Origin of the sequence: Halococcus dombrowskii (assembly GCF_022870485.1) — an archaeon.
Taxonomy (GTDB): domain Archaea; phylum Halobacteriota; class Halobacteria; order Halobacteriales; family Halococcaceae; genus Halococcus; species Halococcus morrhuae.
Map to the genome: position 1 here is coordinate 2,182,720 of NZ_CP095005.1, position 21,934 is coordinate 2,204,653.

At 65.6% G+C, this 21,934-nt stretch carries 26 protein-coding genes; 9 read left to right on the forward strand and 17 right to left on the reverse strand.

Annotated elements, in window-relative coordinates; all coding sequences use genetic code 11:
* Window position 1 precedes the first annotated feature (1 nt).
* The 7 genes from nuoK to MUK72_RS11210 all read right to left on the reverse strand — a co-directional run bounded on the left by nuoK (window position 2) and on the right by MUK72_RS11210 (window position 6,317).
* On the reverse strand, window positions 2-304 hold the full coding sequence (gene nuoK / locus MUK72_RS11180; RefSeq protein ID WP_004054770.1) for an NADH-quinone oxidoreductase subunit NuoK: 303 nt from the start codon (window positions 302-304) through the stop codon (window positions 2-4).
* Entirely contained in the window at window positions 304-720 is a 417-nt protein-coding gene (locus tag MUK72_RS11185) for an NADH-quinone oxidoreductase subunit J (RefSeq protein WP_244700554.1), read from the reverse strand. Before MUK72_RS11185 ends, nuoK begins: the two co-directional genes overlap by 1 nt.
* Window positions 717-989 (reverse strand): NADH-quinone oxidoreductase subunit J, encoded by a 273-nt coding sequence (locus MUK72_RS11190; RefSeq protein WP_004054773.1) that lies wholly within the window; start codon window positions 987-989, stop codon window positions 717-719. The genes MUK72_RS11185 and MUK72_RS11190 overlap by 4 nt, the downstream gene beginning before the upstream one ends.
* Before the next feature lie 128 nt (window positions 990-1,117).
* Complete coding sequence (hisD, locus tag MUK72_RS11195) at window positions 1,118-2,398, reverse strand: histidinol dehydrogenase (RefSeq protein ID WP_244700556.1); 1,281 nt, start codon at window positions 2,396-2,398, stop codon at window positions 1,118-1,120.
* Window positions 2,399-2,440: 42 nt separating this feature from the next.
* On the reverse strand, window positions 2,441-2,653 hold the full coding sequence (locus MUK72_RS11200; protein ID WP_244700558.1) for a hypothetical protein: 213 nt from the start codon (window positions 2,651-2,653) through the stop codon (window positions 2,441-2,443).
* Window positions 2,654-2,910: 257 nt separating this feature from the next.
* On the reverse strand, window positions 2,911-4,110 hold the full coding sequence (locus MUK72_RS11205) for a transposase (RefSeq protein ID WP_244700560.1): 1,200 nt from the start codon (window positions 4,108-4,110) through the stop codon (window positions 2,911-2,913).
* An 860-nt stretch (window positions 4,111-4,970) separates the two neighbouring features.
* Complete coding sequence (locus MUK72_RS11210) at window positions 4,971-6,317, reverse strand: NAD(P)/FAD-dependent oxidoreductase (protein ID WP_244700562.1); 1,347 nt, start codon at window positions 6,315-6,317, stop codon at window positions 4,971-4,973.
* A gap of 133 nt (window positions 6,318-6,450) precedes the next feature.
* Between MUK72_RS11210 and MUK72_RS11215 the strand changes: the two genes are divergently transcribed.
* Window positions 6,451-7,413: a D-2-hydroxyacid dehydrogenase gene (locus MUK72_RS11215; protein ID WP_244700564.1), complete on the forward strand. Its 963-nt coding sequence runs from the start codon at window positions 6,451-6,453 to the stop codon at window positions 7,411-7,413.
* A gap of 4 nt (window positions 7,414-7,417) precedes the next feature.
* Here MUK72_RS11215 and asd read toward each other — a convergent pair whose 3' ends face one another.
* The 6 genes from asd to cofD are packed head-to-tail and all read right to left on the reverse strand — an operon-like array spanning window position 7,418 to window position 11,922.
* Window positions 7,418-8,449, reverse strand: coding sequence for an aspartate-semialdehyde dehydrogenase (asd, locus tag MUK72_RS11220; protein WP_244700566.1), 1,032 nt, complete (start codon window positions 8,447-8,449; stop codon window positions 7,418-7,420).
* Window positions 8,450-8,504: 55 nt separating this feature from the next.
* Entirely contained in the window at window positions 8,505-8,693 is a 189-nt protein-coding gene (locus tag MUK72_RS11225) for a 30S ribosomal protein S17e (protein ID WP_004054784.1), read from the reverse strand.
* A 43-nt stretch (window positions 8,694-8,736) separates the two neighbouring features.
* Window positions 8,737-9,333 carry a DUF447 domain-containing protein gene (locus MUK72_RS11230; RefSeq protein ID WP_244700569.1) on the reverse strand — a complete coding sequence of 199 codons (597 nt, stop codon included), beginning with the start codon at window positions 9,331-9,333 and terminating at the stop codon, window positions 8,737-8,739.
* A complete protein-coding gene (locus tag MUK72_RS11235; RefSeq protein WP_244700572.1) occupies window positions 9,330-10,163 on the reverse strand; it encodes a triphosphoribosyl-dephospho-CoA synthase in 834 nt (277 codons plus the stop codon). Before MUK72_RS11235 ends, MUK72_RS11230 begins: the two co-directional genes overlap by 4 nt.
* On the reverse strand, window positions 10,160-10,924 hold the full coding sequence (locus tag MUK72_RS11240; RefSeq protein ID WP_244700575.1) for a tRNA-dihydrouridine synthase: 765 nt from the start codon (window positions 10,922-10,924) through the stop codon (window positions 10,160-10,162). The genes MUK72_RS11235 and MUK72_RS11240 overlap by 4 nt, the downstream gene beginning before the upstream one ends.
* Complete coding sequence (gene cofD, locus MUK72_RS11245) at window positions 10,924-11,922, reverse strand: 2-phospho-L-lactate transferase (RefSeq protein ID WP_244700578.1); 999 nt, start codon at window positions 11,920-11,922, stop codon at window positions 10,924-10,926. The genes MUK72_RS11240 and cofD overlap by 1 nt, the downstream gene beginning before the upstream one ends.
* Window positions 11,923-12,258: 336 nt before the next feature.
* Here cofD and MUK72_RS11250 point away from each other — a divergent pair, with 336 nt between their 5' ends.
* The 5 genes from MUK72_RS11250 to MUK72_RS11270 all read left to right on the forward strand — a co-directional run bounded on the left by MUK72_RS11250 (window position 12,259) and on the right by MUK72_RS11270 (window position 16,678).
* Window positions 12,259-13,485 (forward strand): HD domain-containing protein, encoded by a 1,227-nt coding sequence (locus tag MUK72_RS11250; RefSeq protein ID WP_244700581.1) that lies wholly within the window; start codon window positions 12,259-12,261, stop codon window positions 13,483-13,485.
* 117 nt (window positions 13,486-13,602) lie between these two features.
* The gene (locus MUK72_RS11255) at window positions 13,603-14,526 is read left to right on the forward strand and encodes a DUF1028 domain-containing protein (RefSeq protein WP_244700584.1); all 924 of its coding nucleotides are present in this window, start codon (window positions 13,603-13,605) and stop codon (window positions 14,524-14,526) included.
* Window positions 14,527-14,565: 39 nt separating this feature from the next.
* Window positions 14,566-14,712: a hypothetical protein gene (locus tag MUK72_RS11260; RefSeq protein WP_004054799.1), complete on the forward strand. Its 147-nt coding sequence runs from the start codon at window positions 14,566-14,568 to the stop codon at window positions 14,710-14,712.
* Between the two features lie 311 nt (window positions 14,713-15,023).
* Window positions 15,024-15,299 carry a PadR family transcriptional regulator gene (locus MUK72_RS11265; RefSeq protein WP_004054801.1) on the forward strand — a complete coding sequence of 92 codons (276 nt, stop codon included), beginning with the start codon at window positions 15,024-15,026 and terminating at the stop codon, window positions 15,297-15,299.
* A gap of 56 nt (window positions 15,300-15,355) precedes the next feature.
* On the forward strand, window positions 15,356-16,678 hold the full coding sequence (locus tag MUK72_RS11270) for an aminotransferase class III-fold pyridoxal phosphate-dependent enzyme (protein ID WP_244700587.1): 1,323 nt from the start codon (window positions 15,356-15,358) through the stop codon (window positions 16,676-16,678).
* A gap of 324 nt (window positions 16,679-17,002) precedes the next feature.
* Here the strand turns inward: MUK72_RS11270 and MUK72_RS11275 are convergent, their stop codons facing one another.
* Window positions 17,003-17,323, reverse strand: coding sequence for a transcription factor S (locus MUK72_RS11275; RefSeq protein ID WP_004054806.1), 321 nt, complete (start codon window positions 17,321-17,323; stop codon window positions 17,003-17,005).
* A 63-nt stretch (window positions 17,324-17,386) separates the two neighbouring features.
* On the reverse strand, window positions 17,387-18,154 hold the full coding sequence (locus MUK72_RS11280) for an enoyl-CoA hydratase/isomerase family protein (RefSeq protein ID WP_244700590.1): 768 nt from the start codon (window positions 18,152-18,154) through the stop codon (window positions 17,387-17,389).
* A gap of 82 nt (window positions 18,155-18,236) precedes the next feature.
* Between MUK72_RS11280 and MUK72_RS11285 the strand changes: the two genes are divergently transcribed.
* Both MUK72_RS11285 and MUK72_RS11290 read left to right on the forward strand, forming a co-directional pair.
* On the forward strand, window positions 18,237-18,626 hold the full coding sequence (locus tag MUK72_RS11285) for a MaoC/PaaZ C-terminal domain-containing protein (RefSeq protein ID WP_244700593.1): 390 nt from the start codon (window positions 18,237-18,239) through the stop codon (window positions 18,624-18,626).
* 31 nt (window positions 18,627-18,657) lie between these two features.
* Window positions 18,658-18,879 (forward strand): DUF8024 family protein, encoded by a 222-nt coding sequence (locus MUK72_RS11290; protein WP_244700596.1) that lies wholly within the window; start codon window positions 18,658-18,660, stop codon window positions 18,877-18,879.
* Here MUK72_RS11290 and MUK72_RS11295 read toward each other — a convergent pair.
* Window positions 18,833-19,813, reverse strand: coding sequence for a 5,10-methylenetetrahydromethanopterin reductase (locus MUK72_RS11295; RefSeq protein WP_244700598.1), 981 nt, complete (start codon window positions 19,811-19,813; stop codon window positions 18,833-18,835). The genes MUK72_RS11290 and MUK72_RS11295 overlap by 47 nt on opposite strands.
* A complete protein-coding gene (locus tag MUK72_RS11300; RefSeq protein ID WP_244700601.1) occupies window positions 19,800-20,552 on the reverse strand; it encodes a coenzyme F420-0:L-glutamate ligase in 753 nt (250 codons plus the stop codon). The genes MUK72_RS11295 and MUK72_RS11300 overlap by 14 nt, the downstream gene beginning before the upstream one ends.
* 119 nt (window positions 20,553-20,671) lie before the next feature.
* Here MUK72_RS11300 and MUK72_RS11305 point away from each other — a divergent pair, with 119 nt between their 5' ends.
* A complete protein-coding gene (locus MUK72_RS11305) occupies window positions 20,672-21,919 on the forward strand; it encodes an eIF2B alpha/beta/delta subunit family protein (RefSeq protein WP_244700604.1) in 1,248 nt (415 codons plus the stop codon).
* Window positions 21,920-21,934: the final 15 nt, after the last annotated feature.

A 21,934-nucleotide genomic window follows, 5' to 3' on the forward strand; every position in this document is an offset into this window, starting at 1 on the left:
GTTACCACCTCATAGTCGCTGCTTCAGTCACGTCCACGCCGCGGAAGTTGCGGTAGAGGACGAGGACGATACCAATGCCGACCGCGACTTCCGCCGCGGCGAGTGCGATCGTGAACAAACTAAACACCTGTCCGGTGAGATTCCCGTGCTGGAACGAAAAGGCAACGAAGTTGATGTTGGCGGCGGTGAGCATGATCTCGACGCTCATCAGGAAGACGAGCGCGTTGCGGCGGGTGAGAATGCCGAACAGGCCGACGCAGAACAGCCCTGCCGACAGGAGGAGATAGTACTGGACGGGGACCATCAGCGACCGTCCTCCTCGACGTCACGGCCACCGTCGGCCCTGGCAGCGGTCTCGGTATCGGTATCGGTTTCGGAGTCGTCGTCGGCGTCGCGATCGGGCGAGACGAACCGCAGCGCACCGGCGATATGACCGTTCTCCTCGGTCTTCGCGAGCATCACTGCAGCCGCGAGCGCCGCCACGAGCGCGAGATCGATGATCTCGAAGGCGATCAGAAAGCCCTCGCTGGGATACGCGCCGCCGTCGAGATTGAACAGAGCGTAGCCGATCGACGCCGTCACCGAGCCGCCGCCGGGAAAGCCCACGGGGGCGTCGAACGAGCTCGTCAGGAAGACGGCGGCGAAGACGACGAACAGCGCGACCGCGATGAGCCCGGGGAGGAGATGACTGCCGAGCCGTAGACGCGGACGGGTGGTCACGACACTGCCTCCTTCGGATCGTCAACCCGTGTCAGCATGACGGCGAAGGTGATGAGGATGAGCACCCCGCCGACGTAGACGAGTATCTGCATCGCGGCGAGAAACTCGGCGCTCATCATCACGTAGTGGATGGCGACGCTCAACAGCGTCACCCCGAGCATGAGCGCCGAGTGCCAGACGTCCTCCATGAGGACGACGCCGAAAGCACCCGCGATTGTGACGAGCGCGAACAGCGCAAACGCGGCCGTCTCGTACGGTAATGCTGCCATTGTCCCCCCTCATATGGGATAGTGTTTGAAGGTTTCGAGACCCGCCCGTTAGCGGACGACGCCCGTACCGGATGCAGCCGCTGTCTCCCGACCCAACAGGGCCGAACGCTCGACGACGAACATGATCGTTATTCGTACTCCGCCCGATCGCGAACCCGAACGCTCTCGGCGTGGGCCTCCAGCCCCTCGGCCTCGGCGAGCGTCGTCACCGTATCGCCGAGCGCGGCGAGCGCGTCCGACGAGAGCCGCTGGACCGTCGTCGATCGCAGGAACGTCTCGACCGACAGCCCACCCGTGATGCGTGCGTGGCCACCGGTCGGCAGGACGTGGTTCGGCCCGGCGGCGTAATCACCCGCCGCCACCGGACTGTACGGACCGAGGAAGACGCTGCCCGCATTGCTGATCCGGTCGAGCAGCGCCTCGTCGTCGTCGGCCTGAATCGAGAGGTGCTCGGCGGCGTACTCCTCGCAGAAAAGGACCGCTTCCGGCATCGAGCGGGCGACGAACACGCCGCTAGCGTCGTTATCGAGCGCTTCCCGGATGGTTTCCTCGCGCTCACGCCCCTCGACCTGTCGATCGACGGCCGCGACGATGTTCTCGGCGAGTTCCTCGTCGTCGGTGACGGCGACGACGGATGCCGCGGGATCGTGTTCGGCCTGTGCGACGAGGTCGGCCGCGACGAACTCCGGCGTGGCGGAGTCGTCGGCGAGTACGCAGATCTCGCTCGGCCCCGCGAGGAAGTCGATCGCGCAGTCGTTTCTGACGGCGGCTTTGGCGGCCGTGACCCATCGGTTGCCCGGGCCGACGATTTTCTCGACCGGTGAGACCGTCTCGGTGCCGTAGGCGAGCGCGGCGATCGCCTGTGCACCCCCCACCTGGTGGATCGCGTCCGCGCCGGCGACGTGCAGCGCCGCGAGCGTCGCGGGACTGAGTTCGTCGGCCGGCGGCGTCGCGACCGCCACCTGCTCGACATCGGCGACGGTGGCCGGAATGACGGTCATCAGCGCACTGGAGGGGTAGGCCGCCCCGCCACCGGGGACGTACGCACCGACGCGCTCGATCGGTCGGTAACGCCGTCCGAGTTCGCGGCCGTCGAACGCTGCCCGCCAGTCCTCGGGCAGCTGGCGCTCGTGAAAGTCTTCGATGTTGTCGGCAGCGGTCTCGATCGCCTCTCCAAGATCGTCGTCGATCTCCTCGTAAGCGCGTTCGGCGGTATCGGTCACGTCGATCGTGCCGACGGTCGTGTCGTCGAACTCCTCGGCGTACTCACGCAGCGCGACGTCACCCTCCTCGCGCACGCGCTCGATGATATCGGCGACATCGCTGGCGATCGCGTCGATCCCGGCATCGCGATGGAACAGCGCTCGCCGCCGGTCGGGTGGGAGATCCGCAACGGTGTTGACATCCATGCGAGCGGCTCGGGGGCCGGTGCGAAAACGGTTTGTGGTCTCTCAGTCCTCGATCTCGACGAGGCGGAGTTTCGATAGTACCGCCCGCACGAGGAGATAACTGACCAACCCGAATCCGATTAGGGTCGTCGGCGCAGCGAGAACGCGCGCCGTGCGGTAGGGGAGGACGAGCCGCGAGAAGCCGAGGATCAGGAAACTCACCAGGATCAGCCCGAAGGCGAGAAGCGAGAGTTTCACGAAACCGTTGCGATCCATTCGGGCAGCGATACGGTGGCTTTCGATATAAATGTGCGATCGTGCGACCCTACCAAGTCTGGTGTTGTTGAGAGGGAAGACAAGGCCGTTACAGCTAGTTAGCTGATACGTGTTGCGGCCGGGAACGATACTATTGACCGATCCAATAGATGAGTAAAGTGGTTTGTGTTCATTTCTATTATTTCTGCGAAGGTATATTTACGTCACGACAGCGCAGCCGCTCCGTATGGAGCGGCTCGCGTACCTCTTCCTATCGATTAGCCTGCCTCAAGATCACGGCTCCACAGATACCGCTTCTTTGTCTCGGTGAGGAGCGGGATCACTGCCTCCATCTCGATGTCTGGAAAGAGCTCGCGCATTCGCGCGAGCGATGCCTCCCGCGAGATGTAGCCGTGTTTGACAGTCCGCACGGTCATTTGGGTCTTGAGGAACGACTGGACGCCCTCATGCGTCCGAAATCGACGCTTTACCTGCGTCGATTTCGTGTGGCTGAAGTAGCGCTCGGCGTTGTTCGATGTGCTCGGGACCCACTCATCCCGAAGATGGATGGCGAATTTGTCGAAGTTCTCCATTACCTCCTCGACATAAGTCCGGACCGCTGGCGGCAGGTGCTCGATTTTATCGAGCACCGCCTCAAACCGCCGGAAAGCCGCTGGATACGACGGAGCCGCGAACACGCTCTTGAATTCACTCCAGACGATCGTGGCGTGAAGCTTCTCCGCGTTCGAGTAGCGAACGCTCCGGAACACCTCGTTCCGGAGCTTCTTCTCGCCGTTCTTCAGGAAATGGTAGTGACACCGGTGGTGGAACGCGCCGAGATCGTCTTCCACGATCTCGGCATAATCCGAGCGTCCGTCCGTGGTCACGACGAAGACGGGTTTGTTTTCGAGAGCGGTGGTGAGAAACTCACGGACGGTGGCCTTCTCGCACCCGTCGACGACTTGTTCGGCGACGGGTGCTCCCATGAGGTCATCGTAGAGCAACAACCGGTATGCGCGCTTCCCATCGATGCGGAGATACTGCTCGTCATAGGTGTAGATGCCCGAATACGTGGGGAGATCGTTTGCGACGATCTCCCCGGTGTCTTCGGTAATCCAGTTGCGAATCTGTTCGTCGGATGGTCGAACGCCGAAATGAACGGTACAGATATCCTGAAGCCGTTCAAGGGACGCGTCGGTGAACGCGTTCACGACGCGTACCAGCCGTCTAACCTCGTCGGGGTACTGGTAGTCATCCTTGATGTAGGACAGACTCGGTGAGAACGTCCCTCCACAGATACGACACCGATACCGCTGCACCCGCACGGGCGAGTGCCCGCGCGGGTGCCTGCCGTAGGTTCCGTGTTTGTTCGCACGCTCTGACCCACACTCACAGACCAGTGTCGAGTCCTCGACGAGTGAAGGTTCATGAGGCGTGGTCTCGAATGATCCGATTGGTGCGGTGGGTCTGTGTGTCATTACAGTCACTACCGCACCAACCTTCTAAGAACATGATGTGTTGCGTCGCTGCGCCGCAGCGACGCCACGGTAATCCGAGACGACCTCTCACTATTCGAGCATAGTTGCGCTCGTCCTCACCAACACTCTACTTGGTAGGACCATCGTGCATGATCGGCAGATTTCGACCACCGTGTTGGAAGACGTCCACCGCTGGTCGGTGGCGGTGCGGTAGCGGTTCCTGGCGTCTGCGGTCGCAGTCTTGGTGGATGAAGGACGAGTAGCGAGGTTTTTCGCTCCCTCGTACCGTACGAGCGGGCCATGCGCGGTGCGTAGCGCCGCGAGTTCGAGGCGGCGAATCCGCCTCGTACGCCCGCGAGCAGACGCCCGAAGGGCGCGAGGGCTTCGGCGGAGGCGGTGCTGTGCGGTTGCGGAAAGTGTCGCATCCGCGCGAACGCAGTGAGCGCGGTTCACCGCGAACGAGCCGAAGGCGAGTGAGCGGAAGTTTTTGGTCCAGATTTTTGCGAGGGGTTGAGCGAGCCGAAGGCGAGCGATTCCCCGAAGTAAAAAGGTGGGTGGTTGTCGCCCGGAACACTAACGGCCGGCCTCATCGCGGGCGGTGTGCCGTCTCGGCCGGTAAACCCTATGCCGGGCGGGTCGTCGGCGACCATCCTTGGCCGGCGTGTGCCGGCCTCGCGTTCGGTTGCGCATGGCGCAACCCGTGTCGCCGGTCGATACCGGCTCCACGTTCGGTCGTGTGTCACACGACCCATGTCGCACGCCGGGGTTCGCCGCGCGTCATCGCGTCCGTGTGGACGTACTCGGGCGAGGACTACGGCGTGCGGTCGCGATACGGACCACGAGTATAAACCGTCCGTGACTCAGACGGCGTACTCCGACTCGCGGAGCTGGACGTAGCCGCCGTTGCGGTAGCCGAACTTCGCCTTGCTGTATCGTGCGAGCACCGAAAGCCCGGCGCGACCGGAAAACGGCATCCGGAGCGCGCTGAGACGACCGTCGTCGAGCATCCGGCCGACCGATCGGAAGGCGTTGTCCCAGTCGTCGGGCTCGAAGCCGGTGACGACGTCGGCCATCGAGACGTTCCGGAGGATCTCGTCGCCGACCGCGCGCTTCCATTCACGATTGTAGGCATCGAGCGCGCCCGCACCCGCCAGCGAGCCGGCGATCTTGCCGGTGCGCACGGCCACGTGATCGCCGCCCTCGTGGAAGGCCGAGGTCGCGCCCATCGCGCCGCCGACGATGGCGATGTTCGCGCCGGTCGGCGAGTCGATCGGGCGCGTCGAGGAGATCGGGTAGGTCTCGGTCCCGCCGCTCTTGCCCCGGTCCTCGACCAGCGGAAAGTCGTCGAGATCGTAGTCTGGATACTCGGCAGCGAGCAGTCGCTCGACGTATTCTTTCCCCGAGGGGACGGTCTCGTCGTCGGGGTCGAGCAGTCGGTAGCGTTCGGGGTTTTGCACTTCGTCGATATCGAGCCCGATGGGCATCGTCAGGCCGACGCGCGCCACGTGGCCGTCGTTCGGGAACACCCACGGATAGGCCGTGTGGCCGGGCATCGATCCCCACCAGAACGTGAGGAGATCGTCGTCGAACAGTTCGGGCGGGAATTCGCGGTACTCCTGATAGGCGATGTGGTTCGCGCGGTTCGAGGCGAGCTCCTCCAGCCGTCGCTCGGCGACGAACTCGGCGAGCACCCTGCGAGTGATCGTCCGCTGTGGCCCGTCGGCGAGGATCAGGTAGTCGGTCTCGATTTCGGTGCCGTCGCGCAGCGTGAGCGTGTGGGTTCCGCGGCGGTCGATAGCGACGTCTCTGACACTCGTACCGACGCGATAGTCCGCGCCAGCGGTCTCGCAGCGCTCGCGCAGCCAGTCGTCGAATCGCGCACGATGGAAGGTGAAGCCGAAATCGGGATACGAACTGCCCATACCTGTCTCCCGAATCGTGAGGCGCTCGGTGGGCCCGGCGAAGGTCGCCCCGTTCAGTCGTTGAAGAATCACGTCGTCGGGGATCGCTTCGGGAAGGTCCATCAGATCGACCCAGTAATCGAGCATCCCCGCAGCGTCGGTCGAGTCCGGCCCCAACTCCGCGCGGTCCTCGCGCGGGACGCCCTTTTCGAGCACGACTGTCTCGGCACCCTGTCGGGCCGCCGCCCGTCCGGCCGAGGTGCCTGCCGGACCGCCGCCGACGACCGCCACGTCAATCCGCTCCATACGGTTCCGGCCAGCGCCGCGAATAAAGGTCTCCCGCTCGGCGGTCGCCGCCCGACAGAGCGAGCGTTCGACGGGTGAAGTTAATGACGGTGGCCGTCGAACCCCCGCCCATGATCCGAGCGAGGGACGGGCGATGAGCGGCGACGAACCGGACATCGTAGTGCGCCAAGAGGGGGTTCACGGCATCCCGACCAGCGAGTACGCGGCGGCGCTGCGCGAACGCCTCCCTGAGTACGACATCCAGCTGGCACGCACGCCTGCCGAGGAGCGAGAGCTCATTCCGTACGCACGCGTCGTCGCCGGCAAGACCATCGACGAGGACCTGCTCGATCGCGCCGAGAACCTCGAACTGCTCGCCTGTTCGTTCGCGGGCTACGGCCATCTCCCGATGGACGCCATCGAGGGCCACGACGTGAGCGTGACGACCGCCTCCGGCGTGCACGGGCCGAACATCGCCGAGGACGTGCTCGGCCACCTACTCACGCTCACCCGTCGCCACCACGAGGGCTGGCGACGCCAGCAGAACCGGGTGTGGCGTGCCTACCCGACCCGTGAGTTCGCCGGCTCCACGGTGACGGTCGCCGGACTGGGCGCACTCGGCAGCGCCGTCGTCGAACGGCTGCAGGGGTTCGACGTCGACACGATCGGCATTCGCCACTCGCCCGAGAAGGGTGGCCCGACCGACGAGGTCGTGGGCCCCGATCGCCTCCACGAGGCGCTCGCCCGCACCGATCACCTCGTGCTCACGGTGCCGCTGACCGACGAGACCGAGGGGATGATCGGCGAGGCCGAGTTCACGACGCTGCCACCCGATGCGACGATCGTCAACGTCGCGCGCGGGCCGGTCGTCGACACCGCGGCGCTCGTCTCGGCAGTGCGCTCGAACGACATCGGCGGGGCGGCCCTCGACGTGACCGACCCCGAACCGCTGCCTGAGGACCACCCGCTTTGGGGATTCGAGAACGTGCTGATCACACCGCACAACGCCGGCAACACACCGAAATACTACGAGCGACTCGCGGACATCCTCGCCGAGAATCTGCGACAAGTTGCCGACACCGGTGAGTACGATGGCCTGAAAAATCAGGTCGCGTAGTCGCTCAGACCCAGCCCTGTTCGACGAGTAGTTCGCCGTTCAGAACGCTCGCACCGGCCGCCCCGCGCAGGGTGTTGTGGGCGAGACAGTTGTACTGCACACCATTGGAGGTCTCGCGGAGGCCACCGGCCGCGACGCCCATCCCGTCGCCGACCATCCGGTCGAGACGGGGCTGCGGACGATCCGGCTCCTCGAAGACCTCGATGAACTGGTCGGGCGAACTGTGCAGATCGAGCGACGGGGCCTCGCGCATGGCCGTTGCGGCGTCCTCCGCGGTGATCGCCTCGCTGGTTTCGGCCCAGACGTTTTCGAGGTGGCCGTCGAGCGTCGGTACGCGATTGCAGGAGGCGGCGACGTCGGCGTCGTGGTGGTCGAGCTCCGCGCCGTCGAAGTTCCCGAGGAGCTTGCGCGATTCGGTCTCGATCTTCTCCTCCTCGCCGCCGATGTGGGGCAGGACGTTGTCGATGATCTCCATCGAAGTCACGCCCGAGTAGCCGCCACCCGAGACCGCCTGAAGCGTGGCGACGTGGGCGGTCTCCAGGCCGAACGTGTCGAGCGCCGCGAGCGTCGGCACCGCGGTGATCGTCGAGCAGTTCGGGTTCTTCACGAGCGCGCCATCCCAACCACGCTCGTCGCGCTGGACTTCGAGCAGGTCAAGGTGGTCGTGGTTGAGCTCGGGGATCGTAAGAGGTACGTCGTCGGCCATCCGCGCGTTCGAGGAGTTCGACGAGACGACGTAGCCCGCTTCGCAGAGATCGGGTTCGACGCGCTCGCCGACCGACGAGGGCAGCGACGAGAACAGCAGGTCGATGTCGTCGGGGATCGCGTCGGGGTCGGTCTCGCGAACTTCGAGATCGGCGACGTCGTCGGGGATCGGGGTCTCGATGCGCCACTTCGCGGCATCGCGGTAGGAGCGGCCCGCGCTGTCGTCGCTCGCCGTGAGACAGGCGATTTCGAACTCGGGGTGGGGATCGAGCAGTTGGATCAGTCGCTGTCCGACGGCACCGGTCGCACCGAGAACGCCAACGTGTGTCATTGCTCGGCGTAGGACAATGCCGATGAAAACTGTTCTGGTCGACGCAATGCCCGATTCAGGCGACTGCGCCCTGCTGCTTTCGCGAGACGTAGCCCGCGATGCGGTTGCGAACGCCCTTCGAGTCGACGTTCGTCAGCGCGGTGACGCTCTCCTTGTTGTGCTCGAAATCGGTCGAGAACGCTTCCGGATACTGTTCGAGCAGCAGATTGCCCGTCTTCTTGATGTAGGCCGGTTTGATCGCCATACCACCTCTTCTTCGCCCGGCCTATAAACGACGCGCTCTTGCCTCACCCTTCTTCAGGGGCCCAGCCAGTGTGTTCGACGATCCGCTCCATCGCCGCGCGCTCGCGCGGACCACCACACGTCTCGACTACCTCGGCAAAGTAGTCGAGTCGCTCGCGGAGTTCGTCGGTGTCGTAGGCCGGGACATCGAGTCGCGATGCCGCGATGGTGGCCTCGATGACCGCGCCGTAGCCACGGTTCGTCGTCGGCACGATCCGATCCTCGATAGCGGCCTCGATCGGCGTGAGTCCCCACTCCTCCCACCTCGTGTCGCCCGATTCACCTTCGTCAATCGATTCGACCGCGACGCGCACCCACGCGTTCGCGGCAGGATGCACGAGAGAATTCCGTTCCTGAATCGTGAGCGCGCACTCGGCGAACACCAGCGGATCGTGCAGGAACTGGACGACACCCTCTCCCTCCTCGTGGAAGTTCCGCCACGTCCGCGTGCGACCCCAGGTGCGTGCCGTGACCGGCTCGCCCGCGTGAAGCCCGAGCGCAGCGAGATTCCACTTCCCGTTCGGGCCGAGCGTCGCCACCAGGGATTCGGTCACGCCACGAAGCTCGACGGGCCAGTCGACCCCGTCCTGCGAGTCGGTCATACTGTAAGTCCGTCTTCGAGCGCGATGAACAGTCCGGCAGCGACGAGATCGGCCGTCGTGCCGGGGTTCACTCCAGCGTCGACGAGCTCCTCGGCGAGCGCGTCGGGATCGGCGTCACCGCGCAGCGCCGCCCGTGCGGCCTCGGTGACTTCGCGGGCGGTCGCCTCGTCGTGGCGCTTCACGACAAACGTGTCCGGTTCGCTGGCGAGCGCTTCGAGGAAGGCGCGGGCAGCGCGATCGGGAACGCTCCCCTCGCCACTCGTGATGCGCTCGGCGATCTCGAAGCTTCGCGAGAACCGCGAGACCCACTCGCGGGCCACGCCGTCGCGCTCGACGCTCGCGGCGAGCACGTCCTCCAGGGTTAACTCGCGCGCTTCGAGCTCGGGAATCGCGTCCGCACCACGGCGCACGTCGAGCGCTTCCATCTCGTCCGGCGGGTCGTCGATGCCGACGTCGACGTGCTCGAAGGCGCGATAGAAGCCGGCGGCGTCCGCGACGGTCGTCTCTTCGACGACCTCGGCCGCGTGCTCGGGCGTCAGTTCGCCGGTCCCGCTCGCCCGGACGAGCGGGACGAGGAGGAGCAGCGCGCCGAACTGCGTGTTGCCGCCGCGCTGGTCGGCCATTCCGTCGACGGCGTGCTCGAACGACTCGCCAATGGGCTCACCCGCAGCGGCCATCCGGAGCCCTTCGCTCGCACCGACCGCGCCAGTCATGAAGTGCTCGAATCGGAGGTCGGGGTATTCGCGATCGCGGTCGACGTTGCCGGGTTTCGGCGTGGCCGTCACTTCGAGCAGTAGTGCCAACTGGGCGTTCTCTGCGGGGGTTCTCATCGACCCGCCCCCGCAGCCGGCTCCGTCTCCGTCTCGAACCAGTCGTCGACCGCTTCGCGCACGCGCTGGAGGATTGCAGGCCGGTCGCTTGGACGACCGATGCTCACCGCATCCGCACCGTATTCGAGATATTCTTGGGCGGTCTCACCATCGCGCACGCCGTTGTTGGCGATGACGAACAGTTCGGTCGCGTCCGCGACGTCCCGGATCACGGGTTCGGAATCCATCGCGTCGACGTGGATCAACTCCGCGCCCGCCGCCTCGATCCAGCGCGCGGTGTCGGCGAGCGAGACGCCGGGCACCTCCGCCCGGACCTTCACGCTCACCGTTGCCCCCGTGTCGGCGGCGGTCTCGACCTGCTCACAGAGACGGTGGGCATCCCGAAGGAGGGTCTCGCCACAGCCGACGGCGCAGAGTTCGTCCTGGCGGCAGTGGGCGTTGAGTTCGAGCATGGCATCGTTCTCGCGGCAGATTTCTGCGACCTCACGGATCGGTGCGCGCGAGCCGCTGCGGACGTTGACGCCGGCGCGGAGCGGGGCGTCGTCGAGTGCGCCGAGTTCTCGCTCGATGAACGCCAGCGGGTCGTCGGGGAGGAACTCGTCGCGATCGCGCTCGGCCATCCGTCGGGCGGCCCGTCGCGACGATTCGTCGATGGCGATGCCACCGAGAAACGCCGCGCCAGCGTGGCTCTCGGCGCTCCGCGCCCATACGGCATCGGACTCGCCGCTCAGGCTCGCCAGCGCGAGTCGTGGCGCGAACATCAGGCTGCCTCCACGAGGGCGAGCGCGTCGGCGATCGCTTCCACGACGCGCTCGGAGTCCTCCGAGCCGTCGATACCGATGTCGGTCGTGATCGTCGGACGACCCATTTCGGTAGGATCGCGCTCGTCGACGACGAACGCGTCGGCGAAGGGGTACGATTCGGCCATCCCTGCAGTGCTCGCCTCGGTATCCGTCGCTCGCATGAGCTTCGCTGCCGGTCCCGAGAAGAGATCGTCGCCGACGAACGGCGAGACGGCGATCACGGTGGTCTCGGCGAGCGCTTCGGGCACGCCGTCGAGCGCGAGCAGCGGCCCGATGCTCGTCACGGGATTCGACGGGCCGATGATCACTGGCTCGGCGAGCGCGTCGAGCACCTCCGCGGTCGGGTCGGCACGCTCGGCACCCCGGAACTCGACGTCCTCGACGACTGGCTCGCCACCGTGGGCGACCCAGAACTCCTGGAAGTGCATCACTCCGTCCGGTGTGTGGATCATCGTCGCCACCGGGTCGTCGCTCATCGGGAGCAGCGAGACGTCGAGCGAGAAGGCGTCGGCGAGCCGGTTCGTGGTCTCGGTGAGTGTGTGACCCTCGGAAAGAAGGCTCGTCCGCAGGAGGTGGACGGCCCTGTCGCGGTCACCGATGGTCATGAACTCGCCCACACCCGAAAAGCGTCGCCAGCGCGCAAGTCGCGGGCCGTCGGTCTGGTGCTCGTCGGCGAGATATCGTGGGTCTCCCTCGAAACCCGCCCGCTCGGAGAGATCGCGGAGTTCCTCGTGGGTGGTCGTGCTATCGCCGTCGATGCCCCACCAGCGATCGCGGTCGAGGACGTCACCGCGCTCGAACAGAACGGTGTCGAGATCCGGACAGATCAGCAGCCCGCCGAGTTCGATGTCGTCGCCAGTGTTTCCGACCACCGTGAGATCAGCCGAATCGAAGACCTCTCTGGCCCCGGCTAGTAGTTTCGGCGTGCCGGTGCCCCCGGAGAGAAACGTCACCATACGCCGACTCCACGACGGGCGGAGTAAACGCTTGTGCTCACCGCAGCCGACGGAATCGGTTCAGAAACAGCCAGCAGCGGTTGGCGCGCGCTTGCGCTCGCGTGCGAACGAAGTGAGCACCGAGCGCAAACACTGCGCGAGGGATGAGCGAGTGAGTGAAACGAACGAGCGAATCGGTTGGGGAGGTATGTGGGCTGTGCGGAGCGTTGTGGTCTCTCATTGTCGTCAGGAGTAGCAGTGGGAATATCGGGACGATAGATATGGAAAATCCATGCTGAGAGCTATCAATACGAGCAGGGCCGAAGTTTTTCACCGAACACGTCGAAGACGGGACCAATGAAGACGATCAAGGACAGCGTCCACGATCACATCGAGATCGCTGGCGTCGCGCAGGCTCTGCTCGACACCCCGGCCGTACAGCGCCTGCGCCACGTCCGCCAGCTCGGCACCGTCGATCTCGTCTATCCCTCGGCCAACCACACCCGATTCGAGCACAGTCTGGGGGTCTATCACCTCGCCGACCATGCCCTCTCACAGCTCGGCATCGAGGGCGTGCGGGCCGAGCGCGTCCGTGCGGCCGCGATCCTCCACGACGTCGGGCACGGGCCCTACAGCCACAACCTGGAAGCGCTGATCCACCGTCGGACGGGCAATTACCACGACGACGTGGGCGAACTCCTCGCCACTGGTGAGGTCGCCAACGTTCTCGCCACCCACGACCTCGATCCGGAACGCATCGCGGGCCTCGTAGCCGGCGAGGGCCGTCTCGGCCAACTGGTCTCGGGCGAACTCGACGTCGACCGGATGGACTACCTGGTGCGCGACGCCCTCCACACGGGCGTTCCCTACGGCACGATCGACCACGGTCGGCTCGTTCGTGAACTTCGCTTTCTCGACGGCGAGCTCGTCCTCGCCGAGGGAAACGTCCAGACGGCCGAGGCGCTGCTGCTCGCCCGCGCGCTGATGAACCCCGTCGTCTACAGCCATCCCGTCGCGCGCATCGGCAAGGCGATGCTCCGACGAGCGACCGAGCGCCTGCTCGACGGCGAGTTGAGCGGGGCAGCACTTCGACAAATGGACGATCACGACCTGCTGGTGACGCTGCGAAACGACGAGCGCACGGCAACGGACGCGGCACGGCTCGGCCGGCGCGATCTCTACAAGCGGGCGGTGTGGGCCGAGCTCCGCGACACGCCGGACGAACTCGTCGACGCCGATCACACGGCCATCCGCGAGTACGAACGTGAGATCGCCGATCGTGCCTCGGTCGCCGCCGAGAGCGTGATCCTCGACGTGCCGGCGCGCCCGCGCATGACCGAATCCTCCTCACGGGTCGTCGTGAGCGGTGAGATCCGCCCGCTCGGCCGGCAGTCGACGCTCGTCGAGGCGCTCAAAACGACTCAGCGCGACCAGTGGCGTTTCGGGATCTACGCACCGGCGGAGGCCACCGAGCAGGTCGGGACGGCGGCCGTCTCGGTGCTCGGGCTCGATATCGACGGTGCGCTCGTCTCGGACGTTCGGGCCGGCGTCAACACGACGCTCGATGATTTCGCCGCCGAGTGAACTGACCGAAACAGTATCGGCGATGGGAGTGCCTCGACGAGGGCGGACCCGGCTCTCGTCGATCGGTCTTTAACGTGGGCGAGGAACGCTTTTTGCCGGCGCGGTGCACTCGGAGGTATGCCACCACGTCCGAGCACGTTCTCCATCGTCGCGCGCGACCCGAAGCAGGACGCGATCGGCGTCGCCGTCCAGTCGAAGTTCGTCAGCGTCGGTTCGGTGGTTCCCTTCGCCAGCGCCGACGCGGGCGCGATCGCCACCCAGAGCTTCGCGAACGTCGCCTACGGCCCCGACGGGCTGGACTTGCTCCGTGAGGGAAAATCGGCGAGCGAAGTCATCGAAGCACTCACCGATGGCGACGATCAGTCGGCGGAACGCCAGGTCGGCATCGTCGGGCGGGACGGCTCGGTCGCGGCGTTCACCGGCGCGGACTGCTTCGAGTTCGCCGGCGACATCCAGGGAGAGAATTATACTGTTCAGGGCAACATCCTCGAAAACCGCGCGACGATCGAGGCGATGGCCGACACGTACGAGTCGACCGCGGGTGGCCTGCCCGAGCGACTCATCGCCGCGCTGCAGGCGGGCAACGAGGCCGGTGGGGACGTTCGTGGCGAGCAGTCGGCGGCGCTCTACGTCGTGAAACCCGAGGGTGGCTACGATGGTGGCAACGATCGCTGGATCGACGTCCGCGTCGACGATCACGAGAGCCCGATCGACGAGCTCGAACGGGTCTTTCGCGTCTACGACGTGACGCTGCTCGAACGCGAACCGCCCGACACGTTTCGAGAGCTGGATGGGGCCACTGCTGAAGCGGTCACGGAAGCGCTCGTCGAGGCGGGATTTTCCGAGGGAGCATCGAACGAATTCGACAAGGACGAACGCGCGGCGCTTGCCGATTTTCGGGACGCGAACAACTTCGAGAACCACGATCTCGATACGCTGGAGGACGCGCTCGCCCGCGGGTGGGACGACGCGGGGGGCAGCGGCGAGACGCGACTGGTCAACGCGATCTGGCACGGGATCGCCGGGCGCGAGCGTGCCTGACGGGTGAAAGTTCTTGAGGGCGCGCCCCGTCGAGCCGGTATGCGTGACGAAGCGGAGATCCGCGAGCAGTACGAGTTCCTCATCGACGAACTGGACGACGAGGAGATGAACCACGAGGGCGTCAGACAGATGTTCACCTACTATCGGCGCGCGCTCGGTTGGGCGCTCGAAGAGGAGCACATGTGACGGTCGGCCGATAAGGTTAAGTGTCACAGTCCACAGGATACGAGTGACGCTTCGCTTGGAGGGCCGAAGCGTCAGCGGGGACCAATTCAGGGCGGCGAGCGCCCAACGCGGGCTTTTCTCCCGCGTCGGGCGCTTTCCTTGATTCACGATCGACAGCCGCGGCCCCGGCTCGTCCGGCGGGCGATCAAACGGATGTTTTCAAGATGATAGCAGCGCGAAAATCACCCACGTTGTCCCGGTGCAACCGTTTCGGCAAGCGGACAGTTTCGATATACTTATACGATTCATCCACTTACCAGTAAGAGAGTACGATGCACGACCTGACAGGATTTCAGCGGGACCTTCTGTACGCCATTGTCGGCAAGGAAGAGCCACACGGGCTTGCGATCAAGGACGAACTCGAAGAGTACTACGAGACCGAAATCCATCACGGACGGCTGTATCCGAACCTCGACACGCTTGTCGACAAGGGGCTCGTCGAGAAAGGTCAGATAGACAGACGAACGAACTACTACAAGATCACTCGCCGCGGCCAGCGCGAGATCGATGCCCGTCGTGAGTGGGAAGACCAGTACGTCGACGTCTGAAAATATTGCACTAACCGAAACGAATTAGTTAAGACACCGGCCCGACGGTTTGGTTCATGGACCGGGATACCACAGCACCCCGTGTCAGCGAGCTACCGGGACCGCGCGCCCGCGAATGGGTCGAGCGCCAGCAGGACGTCGCTGCCCCGAGCACCTACGTCTACGAATTTGTCTGGGATCCGACCGCACCCGCCGAGGGACCGTTCTGTACCGATCCCGACGGCAACGTCTTCCTGGACTTCACCTGCCACGTCGGGGCCGCCCCGCTGGGCTACAACAACCCGAAGATCACCGAACCGATGGCCGAGTTCGACCTCGTCGACCCGCTGAAGACCGCGGGTCACGATTTCTACGTGGGGGCTGGTTCACCCGACGATCCCGATTTCCCCGGCCCGGCGGGGCTGATGGAGCGACTCACGGATCTGACGAGCGCGTACGACATGGACAAAGTGTTCCTCTCGAACTCGGGGGCCGAAGCGATCGAGAACGCCATCAAGATCTGCTACGACGGCGGTGGCTCCTACGGCATCACCTTCCAGGGCGCGTTCCACGGTCGGACGCTCGGCGCGCTCTCGCTCAACCGCTCGAAATCGGTCTATCGCCGGGATTACCCCGAGGTTTCGGGCATTCACGACGTGCCGTTCTGCAGTGATCGAACCTGTGAGGCCGGGGACTGTTCGTGTGGATTCTTCACCGGTGAGGGCTCGCAGCTCCGCCGAATGCTGAGTGACGAGGGATCGGTCGCGCCCGAGGAGGTCGCCTACCTCGTCATGGAGCCGATCCAGGGCGAGGGCGGCTATCGGTTCCCGAGCGACGCCTTCATGCAGGAGATCGCCGACGTCTGCGAGCAGCACGACATCACGCTGATCGCCGACGAGATCCAGGCCGGGATGGGCCGGACGGGCGAGTGGTGGGGTGCCGATCACTACCCGATCGAACCAGACGTCATCACGGCCGCGAAGGGGCTGCGCGTCGGGGCGACGATCTCGCGTTCGGACGTCTTCCCCGAGGAGAAGGGCCGCATCTCCTCGACGTGGGGTGCCGGTGACATCATCGCCTCGATGCAGGGCGCGCTCACGATCGACGCGATCCAGGAGTACGACCTGATGGACAACGCCGTCGCGCGCGGCCGGCAGTTCAAGCAACATCTGCGCGACGGGGCCCCCGAATCGGTCGTCGACGTGCGCGGGAAGGGGCTGATGCTCGCCATCGAGTTCGATACGCCGGATACCCGCGATGCAGTCCTCGAAAACGCCTTCCAGAGCGGGCTGCTCACGCTCGCCTGCGGGAACAAGACGCTCAGAATTCTCCCACCGCTCGACGTCACCGAGCGCGAGATCGACCTCGGCGCGCGCATGCTGCTCGACGCCATGGAGTGACGCCGCCGCGCGGCGGCGGTGCGGTCCCTGGCGGATGAAGGGCGAGCGACCGAACGAATGTGAGGGAGCGAGGGCTTCTGCGGTGCTGTGCGGTCGGCTGTTGCGGTGGTGTATTGAAGGCTGTCCGCGCGAACGGAGTGAGCGCGGTTCACCGCGAGCGCCTGCGGCGCTCGCGGGAGTTTTTAGTCCAGGTTTTTGGTCGGGGGTTGAGCGCGAGCGACCGATGGGAGCGAGCGCGATGTCGTTCGAAAGGCGCGAAGCGCCTTTCGTGATGACGAAACGGCTTCGCCGTTTCGAACCACCCCCGTCTAAAAAAGTGGGTGTTTAGTGATCGTCCTCGCGCCAGCGGTGTTCGCACTCCGTACAGACGAAGAATCGGGTTTCGGATTCGTCGGCCGAGCGGATCTGTTGCATATACCAGTAGGCTTCGTCGTTGCCACATTCCGAGCAGTGGACTTCGGTGGTGGGAAGGCCCCGGTTCTCGGCGTCGCTGACGTCGATGATTTCGGTCTCCTCTTGACCTTGTGTCGTCGTCATCGCCGCCTCCTTCGCATCGTCGCGCGGTTTGGTGTAGCCACAGTTGTCGCAGACCCACACGCCGTCGTCGGTCTTCATCATCGAGCCGCACTCGTCGCAGAACTCCATATCCGGTAGGTAGGCGTGCGGTCGAAGTTAAACGTCGGGATCGACCGCTGTCGGCCCGATCGGTTATTCGAAGTCGGGCTCGCGATCCTCGACGAACGCCGTCATGCCCTCACGCTGGTCGTGCGTGCCGAAGAGGCCGCTCCAGAGGCGGCGCTCGTAGGTCAACCCGGCCGTGAGGTGGGATTCGTGGACCTGATTCAGCGATTCCTTGGCCGCCCGGAGGGCATGTGCGGGCTTCGCCGCGAGGTCGGCGGCCATGCCGGCGACGTGATCGTCGAGAGCGTCGTCGGCGACGACCTCGCCGACGAGACCGATCTCGCGGGCCTCCGCTGCGTCGATGCGCTCGCCGAGGAAGATCAGCCGGCGGGCGCGCTCGTCGCCGATCAGTCGCGAAAGACGCTGCGTACCGCCCCAGCCGGGGACGATGCCCAGATCGATCTCGGTCTGGCCGAGGACGGCGCTCTCGGCAGCGACCCGGAGATCGGCCGCGAGCGCGAGTTCGCAGCCGCCGCCGAAGGCGTAGCCATTCACAGCGGCGATCACCGGCGCGGGAAACGTCTCGATCGTGTCGGTGACGCGATGGCCGAGTTCGGCGTACGCCTGCGCTTCGGCCACCGAGAGCTCCGCCATGTAGCCGATGTCCGCGCCCGCGACGAACGCGTCGTCGCCGGCCCCGGTGAGCACGAGTGTGCGGGCGTCGAGGGCCTCGTCGAGCGCCTCGGAGAGCGCGTCGAGGGTCTCGACGTTCATCGCGTTCAGCGCGTCCGGCCGGTCAATGGTGATGGTCGCTACGCCCTCGTTTCGGTCGAGATCGACGGTCTCCCACGTCATACCGCGACGACGGGCAGCGAGAGTATAATAGCTCGCCTCCGGGTGGCGAGGGAGTTATGCGCGCGGGTCGATACGAGTGATCATGGCGAGCGAGCCCGCGGACGGCGACGTCCACGTCTTCGAGCGTACCTTCACGCACGCGGACGTCGAACAGTTCGGCGAGGTGTCGGGCGACCGGCAGGCGATCCACACCGAGCCCGATTCGGAGGGCCGACTCGTCGTTCAGGGGTTGCTCACGGCGACGCTCCCGACCAAGATCGGGGGCGATCTCGGCGTGCTCGCGCGCTCGATGGAGTTCGAGTTCCTCGAACCGGTCTACACCGGCGAGTCGATCACGTGCGAGGTGACGACCGAGAGCGTCGACGAGCGCGAGGACAGATACGATATCGCCTGTGCGGTCGTCTGTCGCCGTGCGGGCGAGACGGTGCTGAACGGACGATTCGAGGGGCTCGTCTGGAAGGCGGGTCAGTAGGCACAAGTACCCCCGTCGGCAACGTGTGGACATGGCAAACGTCGTCTTCGAACTGCTCGGCAATCTCGCCGAGCTGACGAACATCGTGACCGACGTCGCGCTCGGCGACCCACTCTCGGCAGCACTGATACTGTCGAGCACCCTCATCTGGATCGTCGCGTTCGGTCTGTTCGCCTACCTCGTCATCGGCGGACTGCTCTCGGGGCTCACTCCCGATGGGTTCGGTCGCACACCGCCCCAGCAAGGTCGATAGCGCTCTCGACGTCGGGCCCGAGCGGCGAACCGATCACGATGCTGTCCGCATGTTCCAACACACCCGACAGCCGCTTCTCGACCCTATCCGGCGTGCCGGCCATGCAGAACGCGTCGATCATCGCCTCGCTCACGCGCTCGAACGCGGCGTCGAACTCGCCCGCCGAGATCGCCTCGCCGATCGCGTCCGCGCGCTCGCCGTCGAGTCCGTGGCGCTCGATGACCGGCGGTGGCGCACCGGCGGCGATGAACGCCACCGGCGGGCGGGCAGCCTCACGTGCGGCGTCGCCGTCCTCGGCGATGCTCACGCTCGCGTACGCCGTGAAATCGAACTCTCCATACTCGTCGGGTCGCTCGCCGAGACCCTGCTCGACCTGGTCGGCCGCCCACGCGATGTCGTCGGGATGCGATCCGTTGAACAGCAGTCCGTCGGCGTGTTTGGCCGCCATTCGACACATGTGTGGCCCCTCGCCGCCGACGTAGACCGGGATCTCACCGACCTCGTAGTTCAGGCCGGCGTCGTGTGCGCCGAACGTGCCGTCGTGATCGACGCGCTCGCCCGCCCAGAGCTCCTGTGCAACTTTGAACGATTCGAGGACGGACCGGAGCCCGCGGTGCTCGCCGAGAGCGAGGTTTTCGAGCGTCGAGGGGTCGCCCGGCCCGACACCGAAGACCGCCCGGCCGTCCGAGAGCTCGTCGAGCGTCGCCACGCGCGAGGCGAGCGTCACCGGATGGGTCTCGTAGGGGTTCGTCACGCCAGGGCCGAGTCGGACGTCGTCGGTGCGATCGGCGAGCAGCGTCAGGGCGGCGAAGGGATCGCGGTTGTTGTAGTGATGGCTCGCGAAGATCGTGTCGAATCCCGCCCGTTCGGCCCGCTCGCCGAGATCGACGGTGTGCCGCGTGGGTCGCTCGGGCGTGAGCTCAATGCCCTGCATACGACCACCCCCGGAGCGCCTGCCGAACGAAATCACCGTCGACCGACCGAAAGAGGTTGTCGCTGCCGTCGAACCCATCCATATCGAACCCGTCCACGACGGCGACAGGGTTCCCGCCCGCACCCTCGCCGAGCACGAGGTTCGCCGCCGCCGCGAGTTCGTCCACCACGGACTCGACCGTGACACCGAGTTCGCGGCCGTCGCGGTCGTGTTCGCCGCGCCAGTCGCGACTCGCCGGCAGTCCAGCCCAGCCGATGGCCACGCCGCGTTGGCCGTGTCGGAACGGTCGCCCGCAGGTGTCGGTGACGATCACCGGAACGCCGAGTTCATCGCTGAGCCGGCGCGCGCTCTCGCTCGGGCGTTTCGGCAACAGGAGGATATCGCTGTCGGGGACGTTCGAGCGGTCGATGCCGGCGTTCACCGAGATGTGCCCGAAGCGCGTCTCGGTCAGGAGGAACGGTTCGTCCATCAGGAGCTCGGTGCTCTCCTCCAGGACAGCCTGTGCGAACCGTGGGTCCTTCTCGTCGCCTGAGAGCTCGGCCAGTCGGTCGGCGATCTCGTGTGCGCGCGGGCCGGCCGGGAAGTCGGCGAGATCGCGCGCCCGGCCCTCGGCCTTCGAGACGACGGTGCTCGCCACGCAGACCACGTCGGCGTCGCCGTCGGCCCGCTCGGCGACGAGCGCGGCGAGATCGTCGCCGGCGCTGATTTCGGGGAGATCCGTGACGGGTGAGACGTTCATACACGGCAATCGCCGGGTAGCCACTTCCGTACTTCGGGTCGTGCCAATACTGGCGAGCGATCGAATCGGATTCCTCCTCTCCGCACTATCTTGAAACGCCACGAGTAGCTACTGGTGGTATGGACGAACCTCGTGTCGCCTGTTTCCTCCGTGATCGTGGCAAGATACTCTTGATCAGGGATGGCGACGGAATCGACCCGGATATCGATCGGTGGAGCAGCCTCATCAACAACGCTGACGACGATCCTGACGAAGCCGCACACGCGGCGATTCGTGAACGGACAGTAGACGATGCGATCTCGCTCGTCCGTGCTGGCAAGCCATTCACCGTCGAAATGGATCAGGAAACACGTTGGCGGATCCATCCATATCTGTTCGACTGTGACTCGCGGACTGTCGAGACGAACGATGAGACGACGGAATTCGAATGGACCTCGCCGGCCGAAATCCACCGTCGCGAGACGATCCCCAATCTCTGGAAATCCTACGACCGCGTCGCGCCGACGATCGAGACGATCCGAGAGGACGGCGATCACGGCTCGGCGTGGCTCTCGGTGCGCGCACTGGAGGTGCTCCGGGATCGCGCCGGCGTACTCGCAACGACAGACGGAGACGAGGCGGACGGCTGGGACGACCTCGCGGCGCTCGCACGCGATCTTCGGATGACCCGGCCGAGCATGACTGCCATCGAGAATCGCGTCAATCGAGCGATGGCGGAGGTAAACGCACGGACGCCGGCGGCTATCGAGGAGTCGGCGCGACAGGGAATTCAGCGGGCGCTCGATGCCGATTCGCGGGCCGCCAGCGAAGCGGCAGCTCGGCTCTCGGGCACCGTCCTGACGCTCTCGCGATCGGGGACGGTGCTGGAGGCGCTTCGTGAGGCAACCGTCGAGCGAGTGATCGTCGCCGAGTCGCGGCCCGCACGCGAGGGTGTCGGCGTCGCCGAAACGCTCGCGAGTGACGATGGCTTTCGGGTGACGCTCGCGGTGGATGCGGCCGCTGCGCACGTTCTCGCCGAGCACGCCGTCGATAGCGTGCTCGTCGGGGCAGACACGATCCTCCCGGACGGGAGCGTCATGAACAAGGTCGGCACGCGTGCGGTCGCCATCGCCGCCGCCCGCGAAGAGGTTCCCGTCCACGCCGTCGCCGCGGGCGACAAGATCGCTACCGACGGCGACGCACGCTTCGAGCTGGGTGATCCCGAGGCCGTCTACGACGGTGACGCCGACATCGAGGTGCTGAACCCGACGTTCGACCGCACGCCGGCCGACGTGATCACCGTCGTCACGGAGGACGGAGCGCTCAGCGAGACGATGATCGGTGAGTACGCCGAGCAGTTGGTCGGACTGGCTGCGTGGGACGACTGACGAAAACTCACCGGG